23 protein-coding genes are annotated in these 22,914 nt (G+C 58.2%); 11 read left to right on the top strand and 12 right to left on the bottom strand.

What is annotated here, in order from left to right:
• Nucleotides 1-66: 66 nt before the first annotated feature.
• Complete coding sequence (gene xseA / locus BN1936_RS11140; protein WP_053101762.1) at nucleotides 67-1,902, top strand: exodeoxyribonuclease VII large subunit; 1,836 nt, start codon at nucleotides 67-69, stop codon at nucleotides 1,900-1,902.
• A gap of 11 nt (nucleotides 1,903-1,913) precedes the next feature.
• Here the strand turns inward: xseA and BN1936_RS00300 are convergent, their stop codons facing one another.
• On the bottom strand, nucleotides 1,914-2,342 hold the full coding sequence (locus BN1936_RS00300) for a DUF192 domain-containing protein (protein ID WP_049686384.1): 429 nt from the start codon (nucleotides 2,340-2,342) through the stop codon (nucleotides 1,914-1,916).
• Nucleotides 2,343-2,408: 66 nt separating this feature from the next.
• Nucleotides 2,409-2,615, bottom strand: coding sequence for a cold shock domain-containing protein CspD (gene cspD, locus BN1936_RS00305; RefSeq protein ID WP_022443469.1), 207 nt, complete (start codon nucleotides 2,613-2,615; stop codon nucleotides 2,409-2,411).
• 402 nt (nucleotides 2,616-3,017) lie between these two features.
• On the opposite strand from cspD, the gene BN1936_RS00310 reads away from it, so the two are divergent.
• A complete protein-coding gene (locus BN1936_RS00310; protein ID WP_049686385.1) occupies nucleotides 3,018-3,263 on the top strand; it encodes an ATP-dependent Clp protease adaptor ClpS in 246 nt (81 codons plus the stop codon).
• Between the two features lie 2 nt (nucleotides 3,264-3,265).
• The gene (clpA, locus tag BN1936_RS00315) at nucleotides 3,266-5,560 is read left to right on the top strand and encodes an ATP-dependent Clp protease ATP-binding subunit ClpA (RefSeq protein ID WP_049686386.1); all 2,295 of its coding nucleotides are present in this window, start codon (nucleotides 3,266-3,268) and stop codon (nucleotides 5,558-5,560) included.
• Nucleotides 5,561-5,643: 83 nt separating this feature from the next.
• On the opposite strand, the gene dut is transcribed toward clpA, so the two are convergent.
• The 7 genes from dut to BN1936_RS00350 form a co-directional block, all read right to left on the bottom strand.
• Nucleotides 5,644-6,093, bottom strand: coding sequence for a dUTP diphosphatase (dut, locus tag BN1936_RS00320; protein WP_022443473.1), 450 nt, complete (start codon nucleotides 6,091-6,093; stop codon nucleotides 5,644-5,646).
• 2 nt (nucleotides 6,094-6,095) lie between these two features.
• Nucleotides 6,096-6,587: a hypothetical protein gene (locus BN1936_RS00325; RefSeq protein ID WP_022443474.1), complete on the bottom strand. Its 492-nt coding sequence runs from the start codon at nucleotides 6,585-6,587 to the stop codon at nucleotides 6,096-6,098.
• A 54-nt stretch (nucleotides 6,588-6,641) separates the two neighbouring features.
• Entirely contained in the window at nucleotides 6,642-7,838 is a 1,197-nt protein-coding gene (gene coaBC / locus BN1936_RS00330) for a bifunctional phosphopantothenoylcysteine decarboxylase/phosphopantothenate--cysteine ligase CoaBC (protein ID WP_022443475.1), read from the bottom strand.
• A gap of 33 nt (nucleotides 7,839-7,871) precedes the next feature.
• Nucleotides 7,872-8,873 (bottom strand): polyprenyl synthetase family protein, encoded by a 1,002-nt coding sequence (locus BN1936_RS00335; RefSeq protein WP_232422042.1) that lies wholly within the window; start codon nucleotides 8,871-8,873, stop codon nucleotides 7,872-7,874.
• 107 nt (nucleotides 8,874-8,980) lie between these two features.
• Nucleotides 8,981-9,460, bottom strand: a complete 480-nt coding sequence (gene lspA / locus BN1936_RS00340; protein ID WP_049686387.1) for a signal peptidase II — start codon at nucleotides 9,458-9,460, stop codon at nucleotides 8,981-8,983.
• Between the two features lie 9 nt (nucleotides 9,461-9,469).
• On the bottom strand, nucleotides 9,470-12,337 hold the full coding sequence (gene ileS, locus BN1936_RS00345) for an isoleucine--tRNA ligase (protein ID WP_049686388.1): 2,868 nt from the start codon (nucleotides 12,335-12,337) through the stop codon (nucleotides 9,470-9,472).
• A gap of 83 nt (nucleotides 12,338-12,420) precedes the next feature.
• Nucleotides 12,421-13,392, bottom strand: a complete 972-nt coding sequence (locus tag BN1936_RS00350; protein WP_022444104.1) for a bifunctional riboflavin kinase/FAD synthetase — start codon at nucleotides 13,390-13,392, stop codon at nucleotides 12,421-12,423.
• 136 nt (nucleotides 13,393-13,528) lie between these two features.
• On the opposite strand from BN1936_RS00350, the gene purN reads away from it, so the two are divergent.
• Both purN and BN1936_RS00360 read left to right on the top strand, forming a co-directional pair.
• A complete protein-coding gene (purN, locus tag BN1936_RS00355) occupies nucleotides 13,529-14,185 on the top strand; it encodes a phosphoribosylglycinamide formyltransferase (protein ID WP_022444105.1) in 657 nt (218 codons plus the stop codon).
• 86 nt (nucleotides 14,186-14,271) lie between these two features.
• The gene (locus BN1936_RS00360; RefSeq protein WP_022444106.1) at nucleotides 14,272-15,768 is read left to right on the top strand and encodes an RsmB/NOP family class I SAM-dependent RNA methyltransferase; all 1,497 of its coding nucleotides are present in this window, start codon (nucleotides 14,272-14,274) and stop codon (nucleotides 15,766-15,768) included.
• A gap of 151 nt (nucleotides 15,769-15,919) precedes the next feature.
• On the opposite strand, the gene rpmG is transcribed toward BN1936_RS00360, so the two are convergent.
• Nucleotides 15,920-16,087 (bottom strand): 50S ribosomal protein L33, encoded by a 168-nt coding sequence (gene rpmG, locus BN1936_RS00365; protein WP_022444107.1) that lies wholly within the window; start codon nucleotides 16,085-16,087, stop codon nucleotides 15,920-15,922.
• 14 nt (nucleotides 16,088-16,101) lie between these two features.
• Nucleotides 16,102-16,335, bottom strand: coding sequence for a 50S ribosomal protein L28 (rpmB, locus tag BN1936_RS00370; protein ID WP_022444108.1), 234 nt, complete (start codon nucleotides 16,333-16,335; stop codon nucleotides 16,102-16,104).
• A gap of 314 nt (nucleotides 16,336-16,649) precedes the next feature.
• Between rpmB and ispH the strand changes: the two genes are divergently transcribed.
• The 3 genes from ispH (at nucleotide 16,650) to BN1936_RS00385 (ending at nucleotide 18,674) form a co-directional block, all read left to right on the top strand.
• Complete coding sequence (gene ispH, locus BN1936_RS00375; protein ID WP_049686476.1) at nucleotides 16,650-17,615, top strand: 4-hydroxy-3-methylbut-2-enyl diphosphate reductase; 966 nt, start codon at nucleotides 16,650-16,652, stop codon at nucleotides 17,613-17,615.
• Nucleotides 17,612-18,115 carry a hypothetical protein gene (locus BN1936_RS00380; RefSeq protein ID WP_022444110.1) on the top strand — a complete coding sequence of 168 codons (504 nt, stop codon included), beginning with the start codon at nucleotides 17,612-17,614 and terminating at the stop codon, nucleotides 18,113-18,115. The genes ispH and BN1936_RS00380 overlap by 4 nt, the downstream gene beginning before the upstream one ends.
• A 61-nt stretch (nucleotides 18,116-18,176) precedes the next feature.
• A complete protein-coding gene (locus BN1936_RS00385) occupies nucleotides 18,177-18,674 on the top strand; it encodes an aminoacyl-tRNA deacylase (protein ID WP_022444111.1) in 498 nt (165 codons plus the stop codon).
• Nucleotides 18,675-18,748: 74 nt separating this feature from the next.
• Here BN1936_RS00385 and tsaD read toward each other — a convergent pair whose 3' ends face one another.
• Nucleotides 18,749-19,801, bottom strand: a complete 1,053-nt coding sequence (gene tsaD, locus BN1936_RS00390) for a tRNA (adenosine(37)-N6)-threonylcarbamoyltransferase complex transferase subunit TsaD (RefSeq protein WP_022444112.1) — start codon at nucleotides 19,799-19,801, stop codon at nucleotides 18,749-18,751.
• A 248-nt stretch (nucleotides 19,802-20,049) separates the two neighbouring features.
• On the opposite strand from tsaD, the gene rpsU reads away from it, so the two are divergent.
• The 3 genes from rpsU (at nucleotide 20,050) to dnaG (ending at nucleotide 22,844) form a co-directional block, all read left to right on the top strand.
• Entirely contained in the window at nucleotides 20,050-20,262 is a 213-nt protein-coding gene (rpsU, locus tag BN1936_RS00395; protein ID WP_008811706.1) for a 30S ribosomal protein S21, read from the top strand.
• Between the two features lie 68 nt (nucleotides 20,263-20,330).
• The gene (locus BN1936_RS00400; protein WP_022444113.1) at nucleotides 20,331-20,780 is read left to right on the top strand and encodes a GatB/YqeY domain-containing protein; all 450 of its coding nucleotides are present in this window, start codon (nucleotides 20,331-20,333) and stop codon (nucleotides 20,778-20,780) included.
• A gap of 198 nt (nucleotides 20,781-20,978) precedes the next feature.
• Nucleotides 20,979-22,844: a DNA primase gene (dnaG, locus tag BN1936_RS00405; RefSeq protein WP_053101765.1), complete on the top strand. Its 1,866-nt coding sequence runs from the start codon at nucleotides 20,979-20,981 to the stop codon at nucleotides 22,842-22,844.
• Nucleotides 22,845-22,914: the final 70 nt, after the last annotated feature.

Below are 22,914 nucleotides of genomic sequence, written 5' to 3' on the forward strand. Positions count from 1 at the left end.
TTTTAAAACCGGCTTATCATCACTCTCACAGTGGACTGAAGAGAACAGAAAGAGGACGGATATCCAATGAAGGATGATTTCGACACGTATTCGCTTTTCGGCGGTGACGCCGCGGGCGGGGCAGCTCCCCGGGAACCCGCGAAGCGTTCCAGCCTGAGAGCCGTGCGGCCCGCATCCACCCGTTCCCGCTACCGCTCGGATGTGCTCTCAGGTGACGCGTACGGATTCCGGGCTCCGGAACCTGTACGGGAAACCCGTGCCGCGGTGATTTCGGTCTCCGATATCTGCCGCGGTATCCAGAATTCGCTCCGGGCAGCCTTTCCTCCCGCCTGGGTTGAAGGGGAGATCGCAAGCCTCATGGTGGCTTCAAGCGGTCACTGCTACTTTGATCTGAAGGACCGCGAGGCTCAGATTTCCTGCGTCATGTACCGGTCCCAGTATCAGTCTGTGGGTTTTGAGCCGAAGGTCGGTGACAAGATTGAGGTCTATGCGGAACCCTCTCTATATATGAAGAGAGGACGGCTGCAGCTGACGGTGAACCGGATCCGGAAGTCCGGTCTTGGGGCGCTGTACGAAGAGTTTCTGCGCCTGAAGGCGAAGCTTGAGAGAGAGGGGCTTTTCAGCCCGGAACTGAAGCGCGCGGTGCCCTCTGTCCCTCGGACAGCGGCTATCGTGACAAGCCTTAAGGCAGCCGGTCTCAGGGATGTCATCCAGACCTTCGAAAAGCGTGCTCCTTATGTTGCGCTTGAAATCTATCCCGCATCAGTCCAGGGCCCCGGCGCCGCGGCAGAGATCGCGGAAGCGCTCCGGAGGGCTGGGGAATCCGAAAAGGCAGAAGTGATTCTGCTTGTCCGCGGCGGCGGCTCTTTTGAAGATCTCGCCTGCTTTAATGATGAGCGGGTGGCGAGAGCCATCAGAATGTCCCCGATTCCCGTGATCACCGGGATCGGGCACGAGTCCGATACGACAATCGCGGATCTCGCATCTGACCTTAGAGCCGCGACACCGACCGCGGCCGCGGAGCATGCGGCAGCTGCGGAGTCAGACCTGATGCAGCGGCTCGGGAGTCTCGTTAACCGTCTGAAGCGGGCAGAAGAGGGCGTGTTGCGGGAAGCCTCGCAGCGGCTCGATATGGCGGAAACGCGGCTGGGGACACCGGAAGAGCTTCTTCGGGGCGGCCGGGCCGCGCTGCAGCTTGCGGAAGAAAAAATCAGGCAATCGCCTCTCCTTCTGATTCAGGGCGGCCGTTCGAAGCTTTTCGAAGCGGCCCCTAAGCTTCGCCGTCGGCTCGAGACGGTTCTCGGCCGGGCAGAGCTTCAGACAATAGTCATGCGTAACTTCCTTGAAGATCGGCTGAAGAAGCTGCTTCAGGATGAAACAAAGCGTCTACGGAATTCAGAATCGGTGATTGTCTCTCACAGACCGAAGCTTGACGCCGAGGGGAGAAGGCTGGATGCTGCCGCGTCAGGCCTGAGAGGAGGGCTTTCAGAGACGCTGAAGAGGGCGGAGGAAACGCTCACGAGGGCAACGCTTTTCTTCTCTGGAGCTGATCCGGGAGTAAGCCGTGAAAGCGCGAGGCTCGGGCTTCTTGCTCAGCGTCTCGTGACCGCTAAACCGGCATTCAGAGAGCCGGGGAAAGATCTGGTGACCCTGCAGACGAGACTCGCCGCTGCGGCAGCCTCAGGGCTTGATGAACGCCGGACCGCGCTTCGGTTTGAAGAATCCAAAATGAAGTCTCTCGAAGTGAGCCGCGTGCTGGAGAGAGGATTCGCGCTGCTTTACCGTGACGCAGGCATTGTGCGGAGCGTGAAGTCGCTGAAAAAAGGGGAGTCGGTGACCGCGGTGCTGCCCGACGGTGAGGCGTCCCTCATGGTTTCAGAGGTCCGTCCGAAGCAGTCCTGAGGGGCTGGGGATCAAGGCCGGCGGGTCACGCTGAGCGTGTCACCGGGGGAAATTCCCCGGGCTCTGAACCAGCCGTCATTCATTTCAAGCGCGTAGCGCGCGGGGTTCAGCGCGCAGTGAATTTCCGTGGACCAGGGCGTCATTGAAGCAATCGAGATCAGGCGGAATTTTTCGTCAAAGAAAGCGACAGAAAGCGGGAGCGGCGTGTCTTTCATCCACATGCACCATGAACCGCTTGTCGGAAAAACGAAAAACATGCCCTGGTTTTCAGGCATTGCCTGAACCCCCATCAGACCATGCTGTAGCTCATCCTTTGTCTCGGCGACTGCGACCGAAGCGCTGTGACCGCGGATCTCAATCGACGCGGTGCCGGAGGCGTTAGCCGCGGCAGCAGCGGCTGCGAAAAGGGCGGGAGCAAGAATCCGGAGCAGTTTCTTCATGGCAATAAAAAACCCGCTGTTCCCCCCACAGGGAGGAAACAACGGGGTTTCGGCGTGAAGCAGTTATTACTCAGCCGGCATGATGTTAGCGGCCTGCTTGCCCTTCGGGCCATCGACCACGTCAAACGTCACGCGCTGCCCTTCTTTCAGGGACTTGAAGCCGTCCATCTTAATCGCAGAGAAATGAGCGAAGAGGTCTTCTCCCTTTTCATCCGGGGTAATGAAGCCGTAACCCTTGGCGTCATTGAACCACTTCACAATACCGGTAGCCATTTGTAAATCTCCATCTGATACAGATTCTGCCTGATGAGCCACAATAGAGGGCCTGATAGGACAGGCAGAAGAACCACCCTGCGGAAAAGCCCGAAGGGGTCGAGCAGCGAGCGTGATACAAGTTCTGCTCGATCAAGCTTACCGCACACTTCAGACAATACGCCATATTCCCAAAACTTGCATACCTCACAAGGGATTTAACTGATAAAAAGGTGGGTTTCGTCAATAAAAATATGAGTTTTCACTCAGACCCGTGATGTGAAGCCTCACTGCCCCCCGTTTTTTTTTGCAAAATGGAATTACTTAATTGGAACTTAACCCGGAATGACGCGGCAGAAAATTGATAGATGCAGCGGTACGTGCCTCGCGGTGAAGGAACACAGAGCCTGTGCTCTTCCCCCGATGTGGCGCGTTGTGCTGCTGAATGATGACTACACAACGATGGACTTCGTAGTCTTCGTGCTTCGCAAGCTCTTCGGAAAGACGTGCGAGGAAGCGGAAAAGCTCATGCTTGAGGTCCACCAGACCGGCCGCGGCATTGCAGGCGTTTATGTGAAAGATGTGGCGGAAAGTCTGGCAGCGAGAGCAATGCACCTCGCGAAAGACAACGGCTTCCCTTTCCGGTGCTTGGTTGAACGGCAGGAATAACTATGATCGACAGACAGCTGGAAAAGAATTTTCAGAACACCTTCGTCACGGCGACAACGGTCCGCAGTCAGCTGATTACGGTCGAGGCGCTGCTGCTCGAGCTGCTCTCGAATGACCGTGTCAGCCGCGTACTTGCCTACTTTGGCTGCTCCAAGACGCAGCTGAAGAGGAATCTCGAGGAATTCATTGATACGAAGGTGCCGAAGCTCGCGACGCTGAAAGAGGACCCGCAGCCGTCTGTCGGGTTCCAGCGTGTGATCGAGCGGGCGCTGGTGCATGTGCAGCAGTCCGGCCGCAAGGATCAGGATCTGCATGGCGAAGACGTGCTCGTCTCGATTTTTGATGAGCCTGACAGCTGGGCTGTCGCATACCTGACCGAGCAGGGACTCGACAAGCTGAGCCTTGTGGAATATCTCACCGATCTTCATCGGGATGACTATTCGGAGAGTTTCGCAGAGCCCGCGGGACCCGCCGGTGACGAGGCTCCCGAAGGAGGCACTGCAGGTGCTGCCATTCTGGAAGCCTTTACGGTGAATCTGAACGAGAAGGCGAAAGAGGGCAAGCTTGATCCCCTGATCGGGCGCGAGGAAGAGATGACCCGCGTGATCCAGGTGCTCTGCCGCCGCAGAAAGAATAATCCGCTGCTGGTCGGTGAGCCGGGTGTCGGCAAGACCGCGATCGCGGAAGGAGTCGCGAGCCGCATTGTTTCCGGGAAAGTGCCCGATATTCTGAAGAAGCGGGTCATCCGGTCTCTTTCCATGGGACGCCTCGTGGCCGGTACAAAGTACCGCGGTGACTTCGAGGACCGCATGAAGCGGCTCGTGGATGCTGTCAGAGAAAGCCCGGAGACCGTGCTCTTCATTGACGAAATCCATACGGTGATCGGCGCGGGTTCCACCTCTGGCGGCCAGACGCTCGACGCTGCGGATCTTCTGAAACCCGCCCTTGCGAACGGTGAGCTTTCCTGTATCGGCGCGACGACCTATGAGGAATTCCGCCGCATTTTCGAGAAAGACCGCGCTCTGGCCCGCCGCTTCCAGAAGATTGACGTCCCGGCACCGACCGCGGATGAATCAGTTCAGATTCTGAAGGGGCTCCGTGCGAAGTTTGAGGAGCATCACGGCATCAAGTACACCGATAAGGCTATTGAGGCCGCGGTAACGCTTTCTGAGCGCTATATGAGTGATAAGAGGCTTCCGGATAAGGCGATCGATATGATCGATGAGGCGGGTGCCGCACAGCGGCTCCTGCCGGCTGAATCCCGGAAGGGTGTGATCGACGAGCGGGAGATCGAGGAAACCATCGCGAAGATGACGAAGATCCCGGTGGCGACGCTCACCCAGGGCGATGAAGAAAAGCTTTATCACCTGCCGGAAGATCTGAAAAAGCGGATTTTCGGTCAGGACGAAGCGGTGGACGCGGTGGTGTCTGCGATCCGTCTCTCCCGGGCGGGCTTTGATAAGTCAGACCGCCCGGTCGGATCCTTCCTCTTCACGGGTCCCACCGGTGTCGGCAAGACTGAGCTCGCGAAGCAGCTTGCTGAGTCGCTCGGCGTCAGCCTGATCCGGTTTGATATGAGCGAATACTCGGAAGCCCATACGGTGAGCCGCCTGATTGGCGCGCCTCCGGGGTATGTCGGTTTCTCTCAGGGCGGGCAACTGACGGAGCAGGTGACTGCTCACCCTTACTGCGTGCTGCTGCTTGACGAAATCGAGAAGGCCCATCCGGATATTCTGAACGTGCTTCTGCAGGTGATGGATAACGGGACGCTGACCGATAACAGCGGCCGCAAGGCGGACTTCCGGAACGTGATTCTCATCATGACGTCGAATGCCGGCGCCCGGATGATCTCGCGTAACGTGATCGGTTTCGGTGAGACGAAGTCTGAGGGGGATGATACGGCGGAGATCAAGAAGTACTTCTCGCCTGAATTCCGGAACCGCCTCGACGCGATTATCCGCTTCAAGCCGCTTGCTCACGCCCTGATCCTCAAGATCACGGATAAGTTCCTGAAGAATGTGACCGAAAGCCTCAGGAAGCGGAATGTGGAACCGGTCTTTACGTCGACTCTGCGGAACTACCTCGCGGAGCATGGCTTTGATCCCCAGATGGGAGCCCGTCCGATGCGCCGTCTGATCCAGGACATCGTGGAGCGGCCTCTCGCTGAGGCAGTGCTCTTCGGACCGCTGAAAAACGGCGGCAAGGTGACTGTCGGCTTTAACCGCGGAAAGGTTCAGCTGAAGTTCCCCGGAAGCGAGGCCCAGGGGTCGAAGAAGCAGGAAGCGCTTCCCGCCTGATTCGGTTTCAGACGCCGGACAGAAAGACGCCCTCAGAGGAGAGAAAACTCCCTGAGGGCGTTTCTGTTGCCGGAACCGTTGTCTTATCGGGTACCGGTAGAGCCGAAGCCATTCGTGCCGCGGTCTGTCTCTCCGAACTCATCCACGAGTTCAAATTCAGGCTGGGCAACCGGAACAATCACGAGCTGCGCGATGCGGTCAAAGGGATTGATTGTGAAGGCATCCTTCCCGCGGTTCCAGACGGAGATCATGAGTTCTCCCTGATAGTCAGAGTCAATGAGACCGACGAGATTGCCGAGCACAATGCCGTGCTTATGGCCGAGTCCCGAGCGGGGAAGAATGAGAGCGGCGTAGCCGGGATCCGCGATGTGCACCGCAAGCCCCGTGTGGACGAGGGTGGTCTCACCGGGATTCACAGTGAGGGGGAAATCAAGAAGCGCTTTGAGGTCGACTCCGGCAGAGCCTGCCGTTGCGGTTTTCGGAAGATGTTCTTTCGCCCGGGGGTCGAGCACTTTGAGAGCAATACGAAGCATGTTTACTTTTTACGGCCGTTCGCCGCGAGATTGAAAGTGAAAAGAGTGAGGATGATGCCGACCACGGTGAGCCACGGTGTCTCAAGAATGATGCCGAGCACAATGAGTCCGAAGCTTACGAAGGAAATGAGCCCCGAAAAAGCCCGCGCCGCGTTGCGGGCGTTCGCTTCGCGCGCCCGGCGCCTGAGACGTTCGGACGGGGTTTCTCCCGAGGGGCCTGGATCCATGGCGGACGGCGAGGAGGACGGCGGCTCAGGGATCGGTGAAGGAACCGGAATGCCGATTTTCGCGAGTTCCGCCATCACGGACCGTTCCCGCTCTTCGGCCGCCTCTGCTGTCGACTCCGGAGTTCCCGGGGGAACAGGATTTGTCGCGGCCGGTGAACTCGCGGCGGTCTTCAGGGGATCAAGATTCCTGATTTTTCCAGCCTGTAGCTTTTCAATATAGGCAACATAGTCGCCGTCAGCCGGTTCAAGCCCGAAAGGATCTTTCATCTTTTTCCCCCCTGCAGAATGCGGATATGATCCGTACCCATCCATCCTACAACACTAGACAAGGAGAGAGGCGAGTCGGTCAAGGATAGCCTCTGCCACACGGGATTTCGGGCCGGGGCCAAGCGGTTCGGCGCCGGCCGCGGTTACGAAAACCGCGTCGTTATCATCCGATCCGAGCGCCTGGGATGCGTTATTCGCGACGATGAGATCAGCCGCTTTCGCCCTGAGTTTCTTACTGGCGTAGGAAATGATGTTCTCAGTTTCAGCAGCAAATCCGATAACCACGGCCGGGCGTCCGGCTCCGAGATGCCCGACTTCGGAAAGAATGTCAGGATTCTCCGTGAGGCGGAGCGTGACGGCTTTTCCGTCTTTCTTGATCTTCTGATCCGAGACCTGCTCGGGACGCCAGTCAGAGACGGCGGCCACACTGATGAAAGCGTCTGTGTCCGGGGTGTGCTTCAGCACCTCTTCCCGCATGGCGGAGGCCGAGTCAACGGAAATCCGGGTAACACCGAAAGGTGCAGAAATGGATACCGGCCCCGAGATCAGCGTGACCGCGGCGCCACGCAGCGCGGCTTCGCGCGCGATGGCGTAGCCCTGACGGCCGCTTGAGCGGTTTGTGATGCCACGCACCGGGTCGATCGCCTCATAGGTGGGACCCGCGGTAATCAGAATGCGGCGTCCCGCAAGCGGTTTTCCGTGAAGAAAAAGTTCGGCCCGCGACACGATTTCCTCAGGCTCCAGCATCCGGCCGGCCCCTGTGTCACCACAGGCAAGGCTTCCGGCGGCCGGCCCCCAGACTTCGATTCCATCCCGCTTCAGTGTTTCGATATTCCGGAGATTCGCCGGATTTTCCCACATGCGGGTGTTCATCGCGGGAGCAAAGGCAATCGGAGCACGGCGTGCGCAGATGAGCGTCGAGACCGCGTTATCAGCGATGCCGCGGGCGGCCTTCGCGATCGTGTTTGCCGTGGCGGGAGCGACAATAATGAGATCGGCGCCGTCAGAAAGACGGATATGAGGCATAACGCCTGAACGGGTGTCCCATTCGCTTGTGACGACAGGATGCCCGGAAAGCGCCTCAAAGGTGAGTGGCGTCACGAATTTCGCCGCGTTTTCCGTCATGACGACCCGGACGTCGGCCCCCCGCTTCATGAGGAGCCGAACGAGTTCGCAGCTCTTATAGACCGCGATGCCGCCCGTCACGGCGAGAAGAATGGTTTTACCCGCGAGGGTCAGTTCCTGCTGCAATCCTTTTCCCCCTTGCAGACGCGGCGTACCGCGTTACTTGTTGCGTTCAACGGTGTAGTTGATGATGAGTTCAAGCGCGTCGCGGTAACGGCTTTCCGGAATGGCCTTCAGCGCTTCGATGCCGCGGGCCGCTTCCTCACGGGTCGTTTCGCGGGCCGCTTCAAGCGCTCCGGTGTCGCGGACGATCGCGCTGATGCGGTCAAAGTCGCCGTGTCCCTTGCGGATAGCCTCTTCGATCAGAGCCCGGTCCGAGTCAGAGGCACGCTGCATCGCGTAGATCAGCGGGAGCGTCACTTTGCCTTCCTCGAGGTCCGCGCCGAGATTCTTGCCAGTTGTGGCGGCGTCGCCCGCGTAGTCAAGGATGTCATCCACAATCTGGAAGGCGTACCCGAGACGCAGTGCGTAGTCGCAGAGCGCCTTTTCCTGTTCCTCGGGCGGATTCGCGATCGAGCAGGCGATCTGAGCCGCGCACTTGAAGAGGCAGGCGGTCTTCCGTTCGATCACTTCGTAGTAACGCTCCTTCGAGAGCGAAGGATCATGCGCATTATCCATCTGAAGCACTTCGCCTTCAGAGAGCCGGTTCGCGGCCGCGGCGATTTCTGCCATGGCACGCAGGTTCCCCGTGCTCACCATCATCTGGAAGGCGCGCGTGTAAAGGAAGTCGCCGACCAGAACCGCGGTGGGGTTGTCCCACTTTTCGTTTGCCGTCGGACGGCCGCGGCGCATCGGGGAATCATCCACCACGTCGTCATGCATTAGTGTGGCGGTGTGGAGAATTTCAATCACGGCGCCGAGGAACACGTCCTGATCGCCCTTATAGCCAAGCGCTTTCGAAATAAGCAGCACGAGCGCCGGACGCATCCGCTTGCCGCCGGAGCTCGTAATGTAGTCAGCCACTTCGGCAACACGATGGATGCCGCTGCCGAGTGACGTGTGGATCATGGCGTCCACGCGCTTCATATCGTCAGCAATGGGGTTCATGGCGGCCTTTACGCCGGCCTTGGCGATGAGGTTCTTCAGCATGATGGAACTCATTATACGGAGTCAGAAAGATTTTTCGGTGCCCTGAGGCATGAAAGACCCTCCGGAACCATTCAGTTCCGGAGGGCTGTGAATGCCTGGCTTTGGAAAGTTCCTGAGACCTACTTCTTCTTCAGCTCGATCAGGATGAAAAAGATCACGCCCAGCACAATGGCGGAGTCCGCGATGTTGAAGGCCGGCCAGTGGATATCACCGATATGAAGGTCGATGAAGTCCGTGACAGAGCCGAGCATCAGGCGGTCAATCAGGTTGCCGATCGCGCCGCCGAGCACGAGCGCCGCAGCGGCCGGAGCCAGCTTTTCAGCTGAATGCTTCCAGATGACCGCGGCCATCGCGGCTGAGACACCGATGGCCACCGCTGAGAAGAGCAGCTTCTGCCAGCCGCCTGCATCCGCGAGGAACGAGAAGGCAGAGCCCGTGTTCCTCAGGAGGACGAGGTTGAAGAACCCCGTCACCTGAATCCAGGAGGCGGCAAGAACGTCGTTTGCCCAGGCCTTGGAGGCCTGGTCAGCGAGGATCACGAGGAGGGCAAGCGCGAACCAGAGGATCGCGCCTGCCTTAGAGCGGGACACAGATGCCATCCCGGGTCCTCAGGCCTTCGCCCGCAGTTCGCCATTCCCGAAGAGATTCGAGACACAGCGCGGGCAGAGGTCAGCGTAGCCTTCAACAGAGCCGACATCAGACTCGTAGTGCCAGCAGCGGGCGCACTTCTCACCGGCGGTCTTGCGGGCGGTGCAGGCAGTGGCTTCACCGTCAGCGCCCTTCACGAGAGAGGCGGCGCTCGTCACGGTGACGAACTTCAGCTCGTCGCCCAGAGTGGCAAGAGCGTCGTACGTGTCGCCGGAGGCGCGGATTTCAACTTCAGCCTGGAGCGAAGAACCGACTTCGCCCTGAGAGCGGATGTCTTCCACGGCCTTCTGAGCGATGCTGCGGGCTTCGCGGATCAGAGCCCAGCGTTTGAGGAGAGCCTCGGCGCCGTCGATCTCGGGGAGCTTGTGGTGCGTTTCCGTGAAGATCGTGCCGTCCTTATTCGGGCTGAAGACCGCAAAGGCCTCTTCGGCCGTGAAGGTCAGAACCGGGGCCATCAGGCGGAGATACGTTGCCGTGATGTGCCAAAGCGCGGTCTGGGCCGAACGGCGCGGGTGGCTGTCAGCCTTCGTCGTGTACAGACGATCCTTCAGGATGTCGAGGTAGAAGCTGCCGAGATCCTCGGAAGCGAAAGCGTGCAGCTGGGAGACGAGCGTATGGAAGTCATACTGGTCACCGAGCTTGATCACTTCAGCCTGGAGCTCAGCCGTGCGGGCAATGGCCCAGCGGTCGATATCCAGCATGTCCTTCACGTCAACGGCGTCCTTCTCAATCGAGAAGTCGCTCGTATTCGCGAGCAGGAAGCGAAGCGTGTTGCGGATACGGCGGTAAGAGTCGACAACGCCCTTCAGAATAGTCTGACCGAGGCGCATTTCGCCCGTGTAGTCGGTCGATGCCACCCAGAGGCGGAGGATTTCAGCGCCGTACTTGTCGGAGATTTCCTGCGGGCGGACGATGTTGCCCTTCGACTTCGACATCTTTTCGCCGTTCTCATCCACCGTGAAGCCGTGCGTGAGGAGGGCGTTATACGGCGGGCGGCCGTCAATCATCGAGGCGGTAAGCAGCGAGCTGTGGAACCAGCCGCGGTGCTGATCGGAGCCTTCGAGGTAGAGGTCTGCCGGGAAGCCGAGATCTTCCTTATGGCTGCCGCGCATCACGGTGTAATGCGTGGTGCCGGAGTCAAACCACACGTCGAGCGTGTTGTTCGTCTTCTCGTAAAGCTTCGCCTCTTCTTCAGGCATGAAGTCAGACGCCTTGGCGGTGGTCCAGACTTCGATGCCGCCCTTCTCAACCTTCTTCGCGACCTCTTCCATGATTTCAAGAGTGCGCGGATGAAGTTCCCCGGTGTCCTTCTTCAGGAAGAAGGGCATCGGAACACCCCAGATGCGCTGACGCGACAGGCACCAGTCGGGGCGGTTCGCGATCATCGCGTGGAGCCGGTTGTAGCCCCAGGGCGGATAGAAGGTCGTCGCGTCAACGCCGCGGAGAGCGACTTCACGGAGCGGTTCAGGTTCCGGGGCGCCTTCAGGCTGCAGGACGCCGCGCGTGTCGCTGTTCGCCTTATCCATGCGCACAAACCACTGGGTGGTCGCGCGGTAGATCAGCGGCGTCTTGTGGCGCCAGCAGTGCATGTAGCTGTGGGTGACGGAGCTTTCGTTCAGAAGGTTGCCGGCGAGACGCAGCGTGTCGAGAATCTTGCGGTTCGCCTTCCAGATGTTCATGCCGCCGAAAAGCGGGAGGCTCTCAGCGTACGTGCCGTCGCCCTGCACCGGGTTCAGGATCTCGTCATTTGTCATCCCGTAGCGCTTGCAGGAGTTAAAGTCGTCGACACCGTAAGCCGGAGCGGAGTGAACAATGCCGGTACCGGCAGAGGCGTCCACGTAGTCCGCGAGGAGCACGGGGGAGAAGCGGCTGTAGCCCTTATCCATCTCAGCGAGCGGATGGCGGAAGCGGATGCCTTCGAGCGCCGAGCCCTTCACAGTGGCGAGCGGCGTGCCCGTCATGCCGTAACGCTCCAGAGCGGAGGCGGCAAGCGTCTCACCGAGAATCAGGAGGCGGCTGCCGGTATCGATCAGCTGATAGCTGAGTTCGGGGTGAACGTTCAGGGCCTGGTTCGCGGGAATGGTCCACGGGGTCGTGGTCCAGATCACGATCGCGCAGGGCTTCGTGATGGCGACACCGAAAGCCTTCTCAGCCTTGGCGTGGTCCTCATCAGAAAGCGGGAAGGCAACGTCAAGAGTCGGCCCCTTGATGTCCTTATATTCCACCTCAGCCTCAGCGAGCGCACTCTGGCAGTCGAAGCACCAGTTCACGGGCTTCAGGCCGCGGTACACGTAGCCCTTCTTCATGATTTCCGCGAGGGTGCGGATTTCGCTCGCTTCCGTGTCGTGACGGAGCGTGAGGTAAGGATTGCCCCAGTCGGCGAGAACGCCGAGGCGCTTGAAGTCCTTCATCTGACGCTTCACCTGCTCGTGCGCGTAGGCGCGGCACTTGGCCTGACGTTCTTCAGGCGGCAGGTTCTTGCCATACTGCTTCTCGATCTGGATTTCGATCGGCATGCCGTGGCAGTCCCAGCCCGGGACGTACGGTACGTCGTAGCCTTCGATCAGCTTCGTCTTATTGATGATGTCCTTCAGGATCTTGTTCACCGCGTGGCCAAGGTGAATGTCCCCGTTCGCATACGGGGGGCCGTCATGCAGCAGGAACTTCTTCGCGCCCTGACGGGCACGGCGCACGACGTGGTAAATGTCCTTCCTCTCCCACTCGTCGATCCAGGCCGGCTCACGCTTGGCGAGGCCGCCGCGCATTGGGAACGGCGTGTCTGGAAGGTTGAGAGGATACTTCTTGGTGTCTTCAGTTGTTTTGGCCATATTGCTTTAATCTCCGGCCCCCTCGGGCTCTTCGGATGGATTAAGTTTTGGTTGTATTAAGAATTTCGCGGTCGCTTCAACCTTTAAGCGACAGGGGCTCCCCTGGCTTCATCAGGAAGCCCGAAGATGCGGCGCGCGCGGATCGCGTCGTTATGGATCGCGGCAATGAGTTCATCAAGGCCGGAAAAGCGTTTGTTGTCCCGAAGTTTTTCCACGAACCGCACGCGGATCAGCTTGCCATAGGCGTCACCCGCCCAGTCGAGCAGGTTCGTTTCACAGGTGAACTGCAGGTTGCCACCGATAGAGGGGCGGTTGCCAAGGCTCGTGACGCCGGGCAGCTCCTTTCCGGGGACGATGCCGGAAACCATCACGGCAAAGACGCCAGTGAGCGCGGGCTGCGCGTGGCATCCCGGAGGAACCGGGCGGAGGTTGAGTGTCGGAAAGCCCAGTGTGTGACCGAGATGCTCGCCGTGCACAACGCGGCCTGACATGCAGTAAGGGCGGCCGAGCAGGCGCTCGGCTTCTTTCAGGTCGCCGGCAGCGAGCGCGGCGCGGAGCCGGGTGGACGAGATATTCTCGTTATCCTTCACGATCAGATCTTTGGCGGAAACATCGATGCCATACTTCGCGCCGATCCGCACGAGGTCATCAGGGCCTGCTTTTCCGTCCTGACCGAAGGTGAAATTGCTCCCAACCGTGACAAAAGAGGCGTGAAGCCGGTCAACGAGAATCTCTTTCACAAACTGCTCGGCGCTGAGGCTCGCCATGCGGCCTGAAAAGTGGGCGAAGAACAGTTTCTCGATACCGCAGGATGCGATGGCGTCCGCCTTGTCCCGCAGCGTGGAAATACGGCACGGCGCTTTCTCCGGAGCGAAGAACTCCTTCGAGTGCGGTTCAAAGGTAAGCGCACAGGGGATTTCGCCGTGGGAAGCAGCGTGTCTGCAGAGGCTTCTGAGAAGCGCCTGGTGTCCGAGGTGGACGCCGTCGAAATTTCCAATCGCGACAGCGGCACGGACTTCACCAGGCAGATAGGGGATGCCGCGGTAGACCTGCATGTGAGTGAATTAAGAAAATCGGGGTAACAGAGAAAGTCCATTATAAGAATAAGGATGCTCAGTTGGGGGATGGCGGGACTTACCATAGGGGGAGTCATGACTTTTCAGGCCGCTTGTTCTGTAAAATAGCGGGATTATGAAAAATATCGTCATCCTTATTTCCGGACGCGGCTCGAACTTCGAGGCCATTCTCGAAGCCTCCCGCGCCGAACAGTGGGAGAGCGCGGTTCCTGCCCGGATCGCCGCCGTGATCTCTAACCGTCCGCTCGCGAAGGGTCTTGAAACGGCCAGACGCGAGGGAATCGACGCGATTGCTGTGGATCACACGCTCTACCCCGACCGCGAGTCCTTCGAAGAGGAACTGGGGCGGGTCGTTGACCGCTATAACCCCGATCTCATCGTGCTGGCGGGCTTCATGCGCATTCTCACGGAAAAGTTCGTGAAGCCGCGCGAAGGCCGTATTCTCAATATTCATCCCGCGCTTCTGCCGCTTTTCAAGGGGCTGAATACCCATGAGCGCGCGCTGGAAGCCGGGGTCCGGGTGCATGGTTCCACCGTTCACTTTGTGTCAGCGGCGCTTGATGGCGGCGCGATCATCGGCCAGGCCGTGGTGCCCGTGCTGCCGAGCGATACGCCCGACACGCTTGCCGCGCGCGGTCTGAAGCTTGAGCACGTGATCTACCCGAAGGTCTGCCGCGCAGTCCTCGAGGATCGTGTGAAGCTGGTGGACGGAAAGGCTGTGATGGATGACGAAACCGCCCGGTCGCTCGCTGTTTTCTCAAACGAGCTCTAACTCTTGATTACTCTTCGGGCGTGAGAGAGCCGGTGTGCTGCCCTCCGCCCAGATGAAGGCCCCGTGAAAGCGGGGCTTTATTTACTATGCCGAAAAAAGAACAGCGGAAGCGTTTCAGCCGTCCCGCTTCCTCCTCTTCCCGCCGCCCGCAGCGGCAGTCTGAAAGACGGGTCCGCGAACAGGATCCGAACACGATCCCGTCCTACCTCGTGAATCACCTTGCGCAGGCGCTGCGCATGGTGCTGAAGCTGGACGGTCCGGCAGATGTCCTGCTTTCTGTCTACTTCAAGCGTAACCATGAGCTCGGTTCCCGGGACCGCGGTTTTGTCGCTGAAGCGGTGTACGCCGCGCTCCGTCACCTCGCCGGTATCCGCTGGAGAATGGCTCCCGCGGTGCCTGAGCGGTCCCCGAGGCTTGCCGCTCTTGTGACGCTTGCGTCGCTCTACGGGATGGAAGCGCTTGACAGCCGCGATGTCGGAAACGACCGTAAGGCACTCGAAGCGATTCTCGATAAAAAGGACTCTGATGCGGATCCTGCGACCCGCGCTGAACTCCCCCAGTGGCTTTATGAACGAGTCCGCAGCCAGTATCCGGATCACGACCTCTTCTTCAAGGAAATCGCGACCTGCGCTCCGCTCGATATCCGCGTGAACCTTCTGAAGGGGAAGCGTGATGAGGTGCTCGAGCAGCTGAAGGACGAAGGGAAGAAAGTGGTGGCGACACCGATCTCTCCTGATGGCATCCGCTTCCTGGATAAACCTGGCATCACGCACTGGCCGCTCTATCAGGATGGCGTGATTGATGTTCAGGACGAAGGCAGTCAGCTGATCGCGCGGCTCGTCGCGCCGAAGCGCCGCGAGATGGTGTGTGATTTCTGCGCCGGTGCCGGCGGCAAGACGCTTGCGATCGGCGCTCTCATGCGTTCCGGTGGCAGCCTTTATGCCTTCGACGTGAACGAGAAGAGGCTCCAGGGTATGGTGCCGCGTCTCCGCCGCTCGGGTCTCACGAATGTGCATCCGATCGCGATCCGCGATGAACACGATAAGCGCCTCGGCCGTCTTCTCCGGAAGTTTGACCGCGTGCTGATTGACGCCCCCTGCACCGGCACGGGTACGCTTCGCCGGAATCCGGATCTTCGCTGGCGCCTGTCTGAGGATGAGCTGCACCGGATCAATGAGATCCAGAAGTCGGTGCTTGAATCCGCGTCCCGCCTGGTGAAGGCCGGCGGCCGCCTTGTCTACGCGACGTGCTCCGTGCTGAAGGAAGAGAATCAGGCTGTGGTGGAGGCGTTCCTTGCCGTGCATCCTGAGTTCCACCTGCTGAATGCCTCAGAGGTGCTTGAGGGACAGGGGGTCAAGGTTCCCTCTGAAGTGAAAGACCGCTTTGGCCCTTGGTTTGTGATGCTGCCTCAGGTGACGGGAACGGATGGATTCTTCGGCGCTGTGCTTGAGCGCGATCCTGATGCTCCCCGCCGCAGAAAGCCTGCGCCGGAAGCCGAAGCGCCGTCCGAAGAAACGGAAAGCGCGAAGGCTGAGGCGGCAGAAACCGCTGCGCCGTCTTCTGAAGAACCGAAAACGGAATAAAGCGGAAGGAGGTGAGCGCTCCTGGGGCGCTTACCTCCAGCTGATAAAAGAAGAGCCGGCAGGAAATTCCTGCCGGCTCTTCTTTTCTGTCCTTTCAGGCAATAAAAAAGCTGAATCCGAAGATTCAGCTTCATAAAGGAATGAACCTCAATTACTTGAGCTTCGTTTCCTTGTAAACCACATGCTTACGGGCTACCGGATCATACTTGTTGAATTCCAGTTTGCCAGTCGTCGTGCGCTTGTTCTTGGTGGTCGTGTAGAAGTGACCCGTACCAGCAGTCGACTCCAGCTTGATCTTTTCGCGAGCTCCCTTTGCCATGGTGAACCTCCTAATTAAATTTCACCGCGGGCGCGGAGATCCGCTAAAACCGCATCAATACCAACCTTGTCAACCGTACGCAGACCTGCTGTCGTCAAACGCAGGCGGACCCAACGGTTCTCGCTCTCGACCCAAAAACGGCGGTACTGCAGGTTGGGCATGAAGCGACGCTTAGTTTTGTTGTTCGCGTGCGAGACGGTATGGCCGACCATCGGCGCCTTGCCGGTGACTTGACACACTCGTGCCATCGCTATCTCCAGTTAAAATTATCAAAAAACGCCGGGTGCTGACGTAACAGGGCATCTCGCACGCACTGGCGCTGTGAAAACAATTATTCTACGTCAAAAATTTAGTTTTCGCCAATCAAAAGGAAAAAATTACAAATACTTCTCGCTCTTCACCTGAAAATGAAGGCTTGCAGTGTTTCCCAAAAAGGCGAAAATTTTTGGCGCAGTCGTGCATTATACGTAAGTCGCGGAAATCTGTGTAGGAAACCGTCTCGCTTTTTTTCTGATACCGCCTGGAGGCCAGCTTGTCCGAACCGAATACCAAGAGAACCCCTCTGAAAATCTATCTCGCCCAGCCCCGCGGGTTCTGCGCGGGTGTTGACCGGGCTATCGCGATTGTTGAGCGGGCGCTGCTCGTTTACGGCCGCCCGATCTATGTGCGGCATGAGATTGTCCATAACCGGACCGTGGTGGAAAACCTGAGAAGCCGCGGAGCGATCTTTATTGATGATCTCTCTGAAGTGCCGGACGGCGCGACGCTTGTCTTCTCAGCGCACGGTGTCCCAAAGTCAGTGGAAGAGGAGGCCGCTAGACGCGGTTTCCGCGTGTTTGACGCCACGTGTCCCCTTGTCACCAAGGTGCACCGTGAGGTCGCCCGGATGCGGGATGCCGGCTATACGGTCGTGATGATCGGGCATAAGGGGCACCCTGAAGTTGAAGGGACCGTAGGACAGGTTGAGGATGGCATTCTCGTTGTGGAGGATGAGGCGGACGTTGAAGCGCTTCAGGTACCGGATCCTGAGAAGGTCGCTTATGTGACCCAGACCACGCTTTCTCTCGATGACTCGCAGCACCTTGCGGAGACGCTGAAGAAGCGCTTCCCGCATATCGTGCAGCCGAAGAAAGCGGATATCTGCTACGCCACGCAGAACCGCCAGGATGCCGTGAAAGAGCTCGCGCAGCACGTGGATATCGTGCTGGTGATCGGAAGCTCCACGAGTTCCAACTCAAACCGCCTCAGAGAAGTGGCGGAACGCTATCACGTGCCGGCGTACCTCGTTGATACAGCGGAAGACGTGGATCCTGCCTGGCTCAGCGGCCGTCACCGTGTCGGTGTGACAGCCGGAGCGTCGGCCCCGGAGCCGCTTGTGGCCGAACTCGTTGAACGGCTGAAGGGACTCGCCGAAACAGAAATTGTGCCCCTTGAAGGCGTCAAGGAGAATATGGCGTTCCCGCTCCCGAAGGGGCTATGGCAGAAGGATGTGGACGCGGCGCTCGCAGCGAAGGGCCGAACAGAATGACGGAAGCCGGGTATCGGGAGAAAATCCTGTGGCGCCGCGCGGCGTTTGTGCTCCGGTCCGATGCGGCGGGCGGTCTCCTTTCAATCAGCGCTCTGCGAAGGGAAGCGGCTGATGACATTCAGAACGCGCTCCCGCCGCGGGGAAGCCGGGCGGCGGACGCTGCTGAAGCTCTTCGGATCTACCTGGACGAGCCTGAGACTCTGGCCCCCGAAAAATGGCTTTCGGAACCCGTGATTCTTTCGCTTCCCGACGCTGTTCAGGAAGCGCTCCGCGCAGTATCCCGGATTCCCTTCAGTGAAACCGCTGCGGCGGGAGATCTGGGGATTCCGGCGGCATCCGTAATGGATGCTGTGGCGCTTAACCCGCTTTTCCCGCTGATTCCCACCTACCGGCTTGAAGATGTCGCCACAGAAGCGGGACCGCGCCATAATGACGGACTCTGGATCTGCGGGGATCTTCGGGAACTTGAGAAATCGTCCCCTGTCCGCTGGTGGTACTAGTGGGAAAGGCGCTTCGGGTTTCCGCCCCGGCCTGAAATAACACGCAAGCAGGAAGGAAAAGATGGCAAAAGAGAAGCATGTGAGCGCGACGCCCGCAACCGACTGGCTTAAGGCGCACAAAGTCAATTTCAAGCTCCATACGTACGACTTCGTTCCGCACGGCGGTACAACCCAGGGTGCCAAGGAACTGGGAATCGATAATCACGTGATGATCAAGACGCTCATCATGGAGGACGAAAACGCCGAGCCGCTCGTGATTCTGATGCATGGTGACTGCGAGGTTTCCACGAAGAATCTTGCGCGCCAGGTGGGAAGAAAACACATTGCTCCATGCACGCCAGAACAGGCACAGAGAAATTCGGGCTATTTTGTCGGCGGTACGAGTCCCTTTGGAACCCGAAAGAGAATGCCGATCTATGTGCAGAGAACGGTGTCTGAGCTACCGGTGATTTATATCAATGGCGGCCGGCGCGGCGTTGTGGCCGAGATGGCGGGCAGTGTGCTGGTGGATGTGCTAGGCGCTACGCCTGTGGACGTGGCGAATCCGAAGGATGAATAGTTTTCTGAGGATCGAAAAAAGAATGGGGAAGGCGAAAAGCCTTCCCCATTTTCTTTGAGACATACGATTGCCGATCAAGCAGTCTGATCTGGGTGCGCCGCTTCGGTCAGAGTCCATCGGGGTTTGGCAGAGAATGACCAGCGCTTCCGGCACGCGTCAAGTTCTTCAGGCGTCATCGCCTGGAGCCGCTTAAGGCCTGCGATAGCGATCATGGCGCCGTTATCCGTACAGAGGGAAAGGGGCGGGAAGAAGATCTTTCCGTGACGCTTTTCCACTTCCTGAGTCAAGCGGGCGCGAAGCTGTTTATTGGCGCTCACGCCGCCGGCGACGACGAGAGAGTTGAGTCGGGTCTTCTTAAGCGCGCGAACAGCCTTGGCGGCAAGCACGTCAGTGACGGCATCCACAAACGCTCGGGCCACGTTGGCGCGGAACTGAGGATCCTCAGGGTTTGGAGCCTTTGTGACAGCATTCAGCACAGCGGTCTTAAGACCGGAGAAACTCATATTGAGATCCGGCGAATGCATCATGGGGCGAGGAAGCTCGATCGCGCCTGACACGCCCTTTTCAGCAAGAGCGGAGACCCCGGGGCCGCCCGGGTAGCACATGCCGAGAAGCTGAGCGGTTTTATCAAACGCCTCACCGGCGGCGTCATCCAGCGTTTCACCAAGGAGTTCGTAGCTTCCGAACTTCTGCACACGCATGAACTGCGTATGGCCGCCGGACACCAGCAGAGCGACAAAGGGGAAACGGGGAGCGGGATCCGCGAGAAGAGAGGCCAGGAGGTGTCCCTCGAGGTGATGAACGCCGATCACCGGGATGCCGAGCGCATAGCCGATCGCGTGAGCGACCGAAATACCAACGAGCAACGCACCCGCAAGACCAGGGCCCTCGGTCACGGCGATAGCGCCAAGGTCAGCGCGGGTCTTTCCAGCCTCTTCCAGCACTTCATCAGTCAGTGCTAGAACGCGGCGGATATGGTCGCGGCTGGCAAGTTCAGGCACAACACCGCCATAGGCGCGGTGCATGTCGATCTGCGTATGGATGCGATGGGCAAGCAGCCCCTTCTCCGAATCGATGAGGGCGGTGCCCGTTTCATCGCAGGAGGATTCAATACCAAGAATTAGCATGACGCTTATTTTAGTGAAGAGTTGGTGAGCTAATTTACCTCAGACGGCGAGAGACCGGGCTGAGAGAACAGAGGGGCAGCCGTGAGACTTCTGAAATGAAGGAAAGCCCTATTCACTATACAAACGTTTCTATTTATGAGATAATCCAAGACTTGCTGTTTCTATTCAAACTTTTTGCTGAATTGCGAAACAGTGTTTTTAACTTTTTGGGAAAACACACTTCCCTTTTTTAATCAAGGTTTTACTCAATGCCTACCATTCGCGTTAAAGAAAACGAACCCTTTGAAGTTGCCCTTCGCCGCTTCAAGCGCACCATCGAAAAGTCTGGCCTCCTCACCGAGCTCCGTGCCCGTGAGTTCTACGAGAAGCCGACCGCTGAGCGCAAGCGCAAGAAGGCTGCCGCCATCAAGCGTCACTACAAGCGTCTGCGCAGCATGATGCTGCCGAAGAAGCTGTACTAATTCTTTTTTAGTGATGATGACAGGCTCATTCACGTGAGCCGCCAGCTGTTGTTTCAGGTCAAATAAAGATGACTCTTAGAGAACAGATCCAGTCCGATATGAAAGATGCCATGCGTGCGCATGACGCTGCAAAGCTGAACGCAATCCGCATGCTTTGGTCCTCGGTGAAGCAGAAAGAGGTTGATGAGCGCATTACGGCTGATGACTCCGTCATCACCGCCATCATTGCGAAGGCAGTGAAGGAGCGCCACGACTCGATCGAGCAGTACCGCAAGGGCGGACGTGAAGATCTGGCAGCCAAGGAGCAGGGTGAGATTGATGTTTTCACCGCTTATCTCCCGAAGCCGCTCTCAGAAGAAGAAATCAATCAGGTGATTGATGAAGCTATCGCGAACGCCGGCGTTTCCGGTATGGCCGCGATGGGCAAAGTGATGGGCCTCGTCAAGCCCAAGCTCACGGGGCGCGCAGATATGAGCAAGGTCTCTGCTGCGATCCGCGCGAAGCTGCTCCAGAAATAACAAGAAGAATTTGGCGGGCCGCGGTTCGCGGCCCTCAATCATCCATTAACGCATTGAGTTGCTCCGGGTAAAGGAGGTGTTTCCACCCGTGAGCGAGAAAAAAGAACGCCCGGAGACCATAGGTTCATCCGGGCGTTTCGTTTTTTTGTAATCTGTGTACTGTAATCAGACCTTAGCCGAATTTTCAAAGGATCCGTGATGATTCCTGAGTCGTTTATCAAAGACCTCCTGGATCGGGTGGATATTGTCGATGTCGTTTCCCCGTATGTGAGCCTGAAGAAGAAGGGGATCAACTGGTTTGGACTTTGTCCTTTCCACCATGAGAAAACAGGATCCTTTTCCGTTAACCAGAATAAGCAGTTCTTCAAGTGTTTCGGCTGCGGAGCGCATGGCAACGCTGTGGGCTTTCTTATGCAGTACAAAGGCATCACCTACCCGGAGGCGATCCGGGAACTTGCTCAGAGCGTGGGGCTTCCCGTGCCGGAAGAGCGAGGTGAAAGAAAGCGCCGTGAAAGAAGCGAGTCGCTTTCCGATCTGATGCTGAAGGCGCAGAACTTCTATATTGCGGAACTCGCGAAGTCCCAGATTGGGCTCTCTTACCTGAAAGAGCGGCAGATCAGTGAGGCAACGCGGCAGAAATTCGGTCTCGGCTATTCGCCGGATAACTGGCAGGCGCTCGAAGCGGTTTTTGGCGAGAAATACAGCTCAAAAGCGCTGGAGGACTGCGGCCTTGCGATCACGAAAGACGGTCACCGCTATGACCGTTTCCGCGGCCGTGTGATGTTCCCGATCCGTAATCCGAGAGGGCAGGTGATTGGTTTTGGCGCTCGGGTGATTGGAAAAGGAGAACCGAAGTATCTGAACAGTCCGGAAACCGATATCTTCAAGAAAGGTCAGGAAGTCTATGGTCTGTGGGAGGGACGGGAAGCGATCCGCAAGGCTGGCCGCGCCATTGTGTGCGAAGGCTATATGGACGTGATTCAGCTCTCTCAGGCTGGGTTTGGCGAAGCCGTGGCGGCACTTGGCACGGCAATCGGTGAAGCGCACATCAGGAAGCTTTTTAAGATCGTGCCCCAGATTATCTTCTCCTTTGATGGTGATGATGCCGGGCGCCATGCGGCGCGGCGGGCTCTCGAGCAGGCACTCCCTGTAATTACGGATACGCAGGAAGCGAGATTTATTCTCCTCCCTCCTGAGCATGATCCGGACAGTCTGATCAAAGCAGAGGGGCCCGAAGCGTATGAGCGCGAAATCCAGCACTCTTTTCCGCTTTCAACGTTCTTTATCGATTCACTGAAAGCCGGAAAGTCGATGGGAACCCCTGAAGGACGTTCTCAGTTCCTCGCGGAAGCAAAGCCGCTTCTTCTCTCTATGAAAGAAGCGCCGATGCTGCGTCAGCAGCTGATTGGCAGTATTGGTCTTGTTGTCCGGATGGAGCCCGCGGAAATCTGCAGTCTTATTGGCATTCCTTTTGCCGCTGCGGTAAAGAGCGCCCCGGCAGAGCGTCGGCGGAATTTCTTCCCGGTGAGAGGGCGTGGTGCAGGCAGTACGGGCCGTTCTATGGCAGGAGGCGCTCTTCCGGTTCTGGATCTTCGGGATCGTATGCTTCGCTCGTTTTTCGCCTGGCCCAGTCTCTTCAAAGAGTTCCAGAGCGATATTGAAGAGCATATGACCGGGAGTCATCTGGCCGGAGATCAGAAGATTCTTGAAGCCTGGCGCGCGGCCATGGGGGGTGAGGACCAGGAGGAGAGAGGTTCGGTCGATTCTCTCACTACCGGTACTCTGGTCCAGCTTCTGGCCGGCAGCCAGTACAGTGATGAGTACAGCAAGATTGCTTCAGAGGAGATGTCCGTCGGAACGCCGAAGGATGTCGCGCGGCGGGAAATCCGCACCGCTTTTCTGAAAATAGCGCTGGATGAGGTGAGATTCCGACTGGATGAGGTAGCTTCCGCGGAGGTGTTTGATGCAGAGCTTTATCACGGTCTGCAGACCCGCCTGAAGCAGCTGGGGACTGCGCTCAAACAGGCCGCAGCGGAAGACGTTCCGCTGCCGGGTCAGGGTTAATACTCGAGATTTCGAGACTTGTCAAGTGGTCTGTGCTATCATTTTGATCAACTAGGCCCGCAGAAAGGCA

Source organism: Dakarella massiliensis (genome assembly GCF_001182045.1).
Classification (GTDB): domain Bacteria; phylum Pseudomonadota; class Gammaproteobacteria; order Burkholderiales; family Burkholderiaceae_F; genus Mesosutterella; species Mesosutterella massiliensis.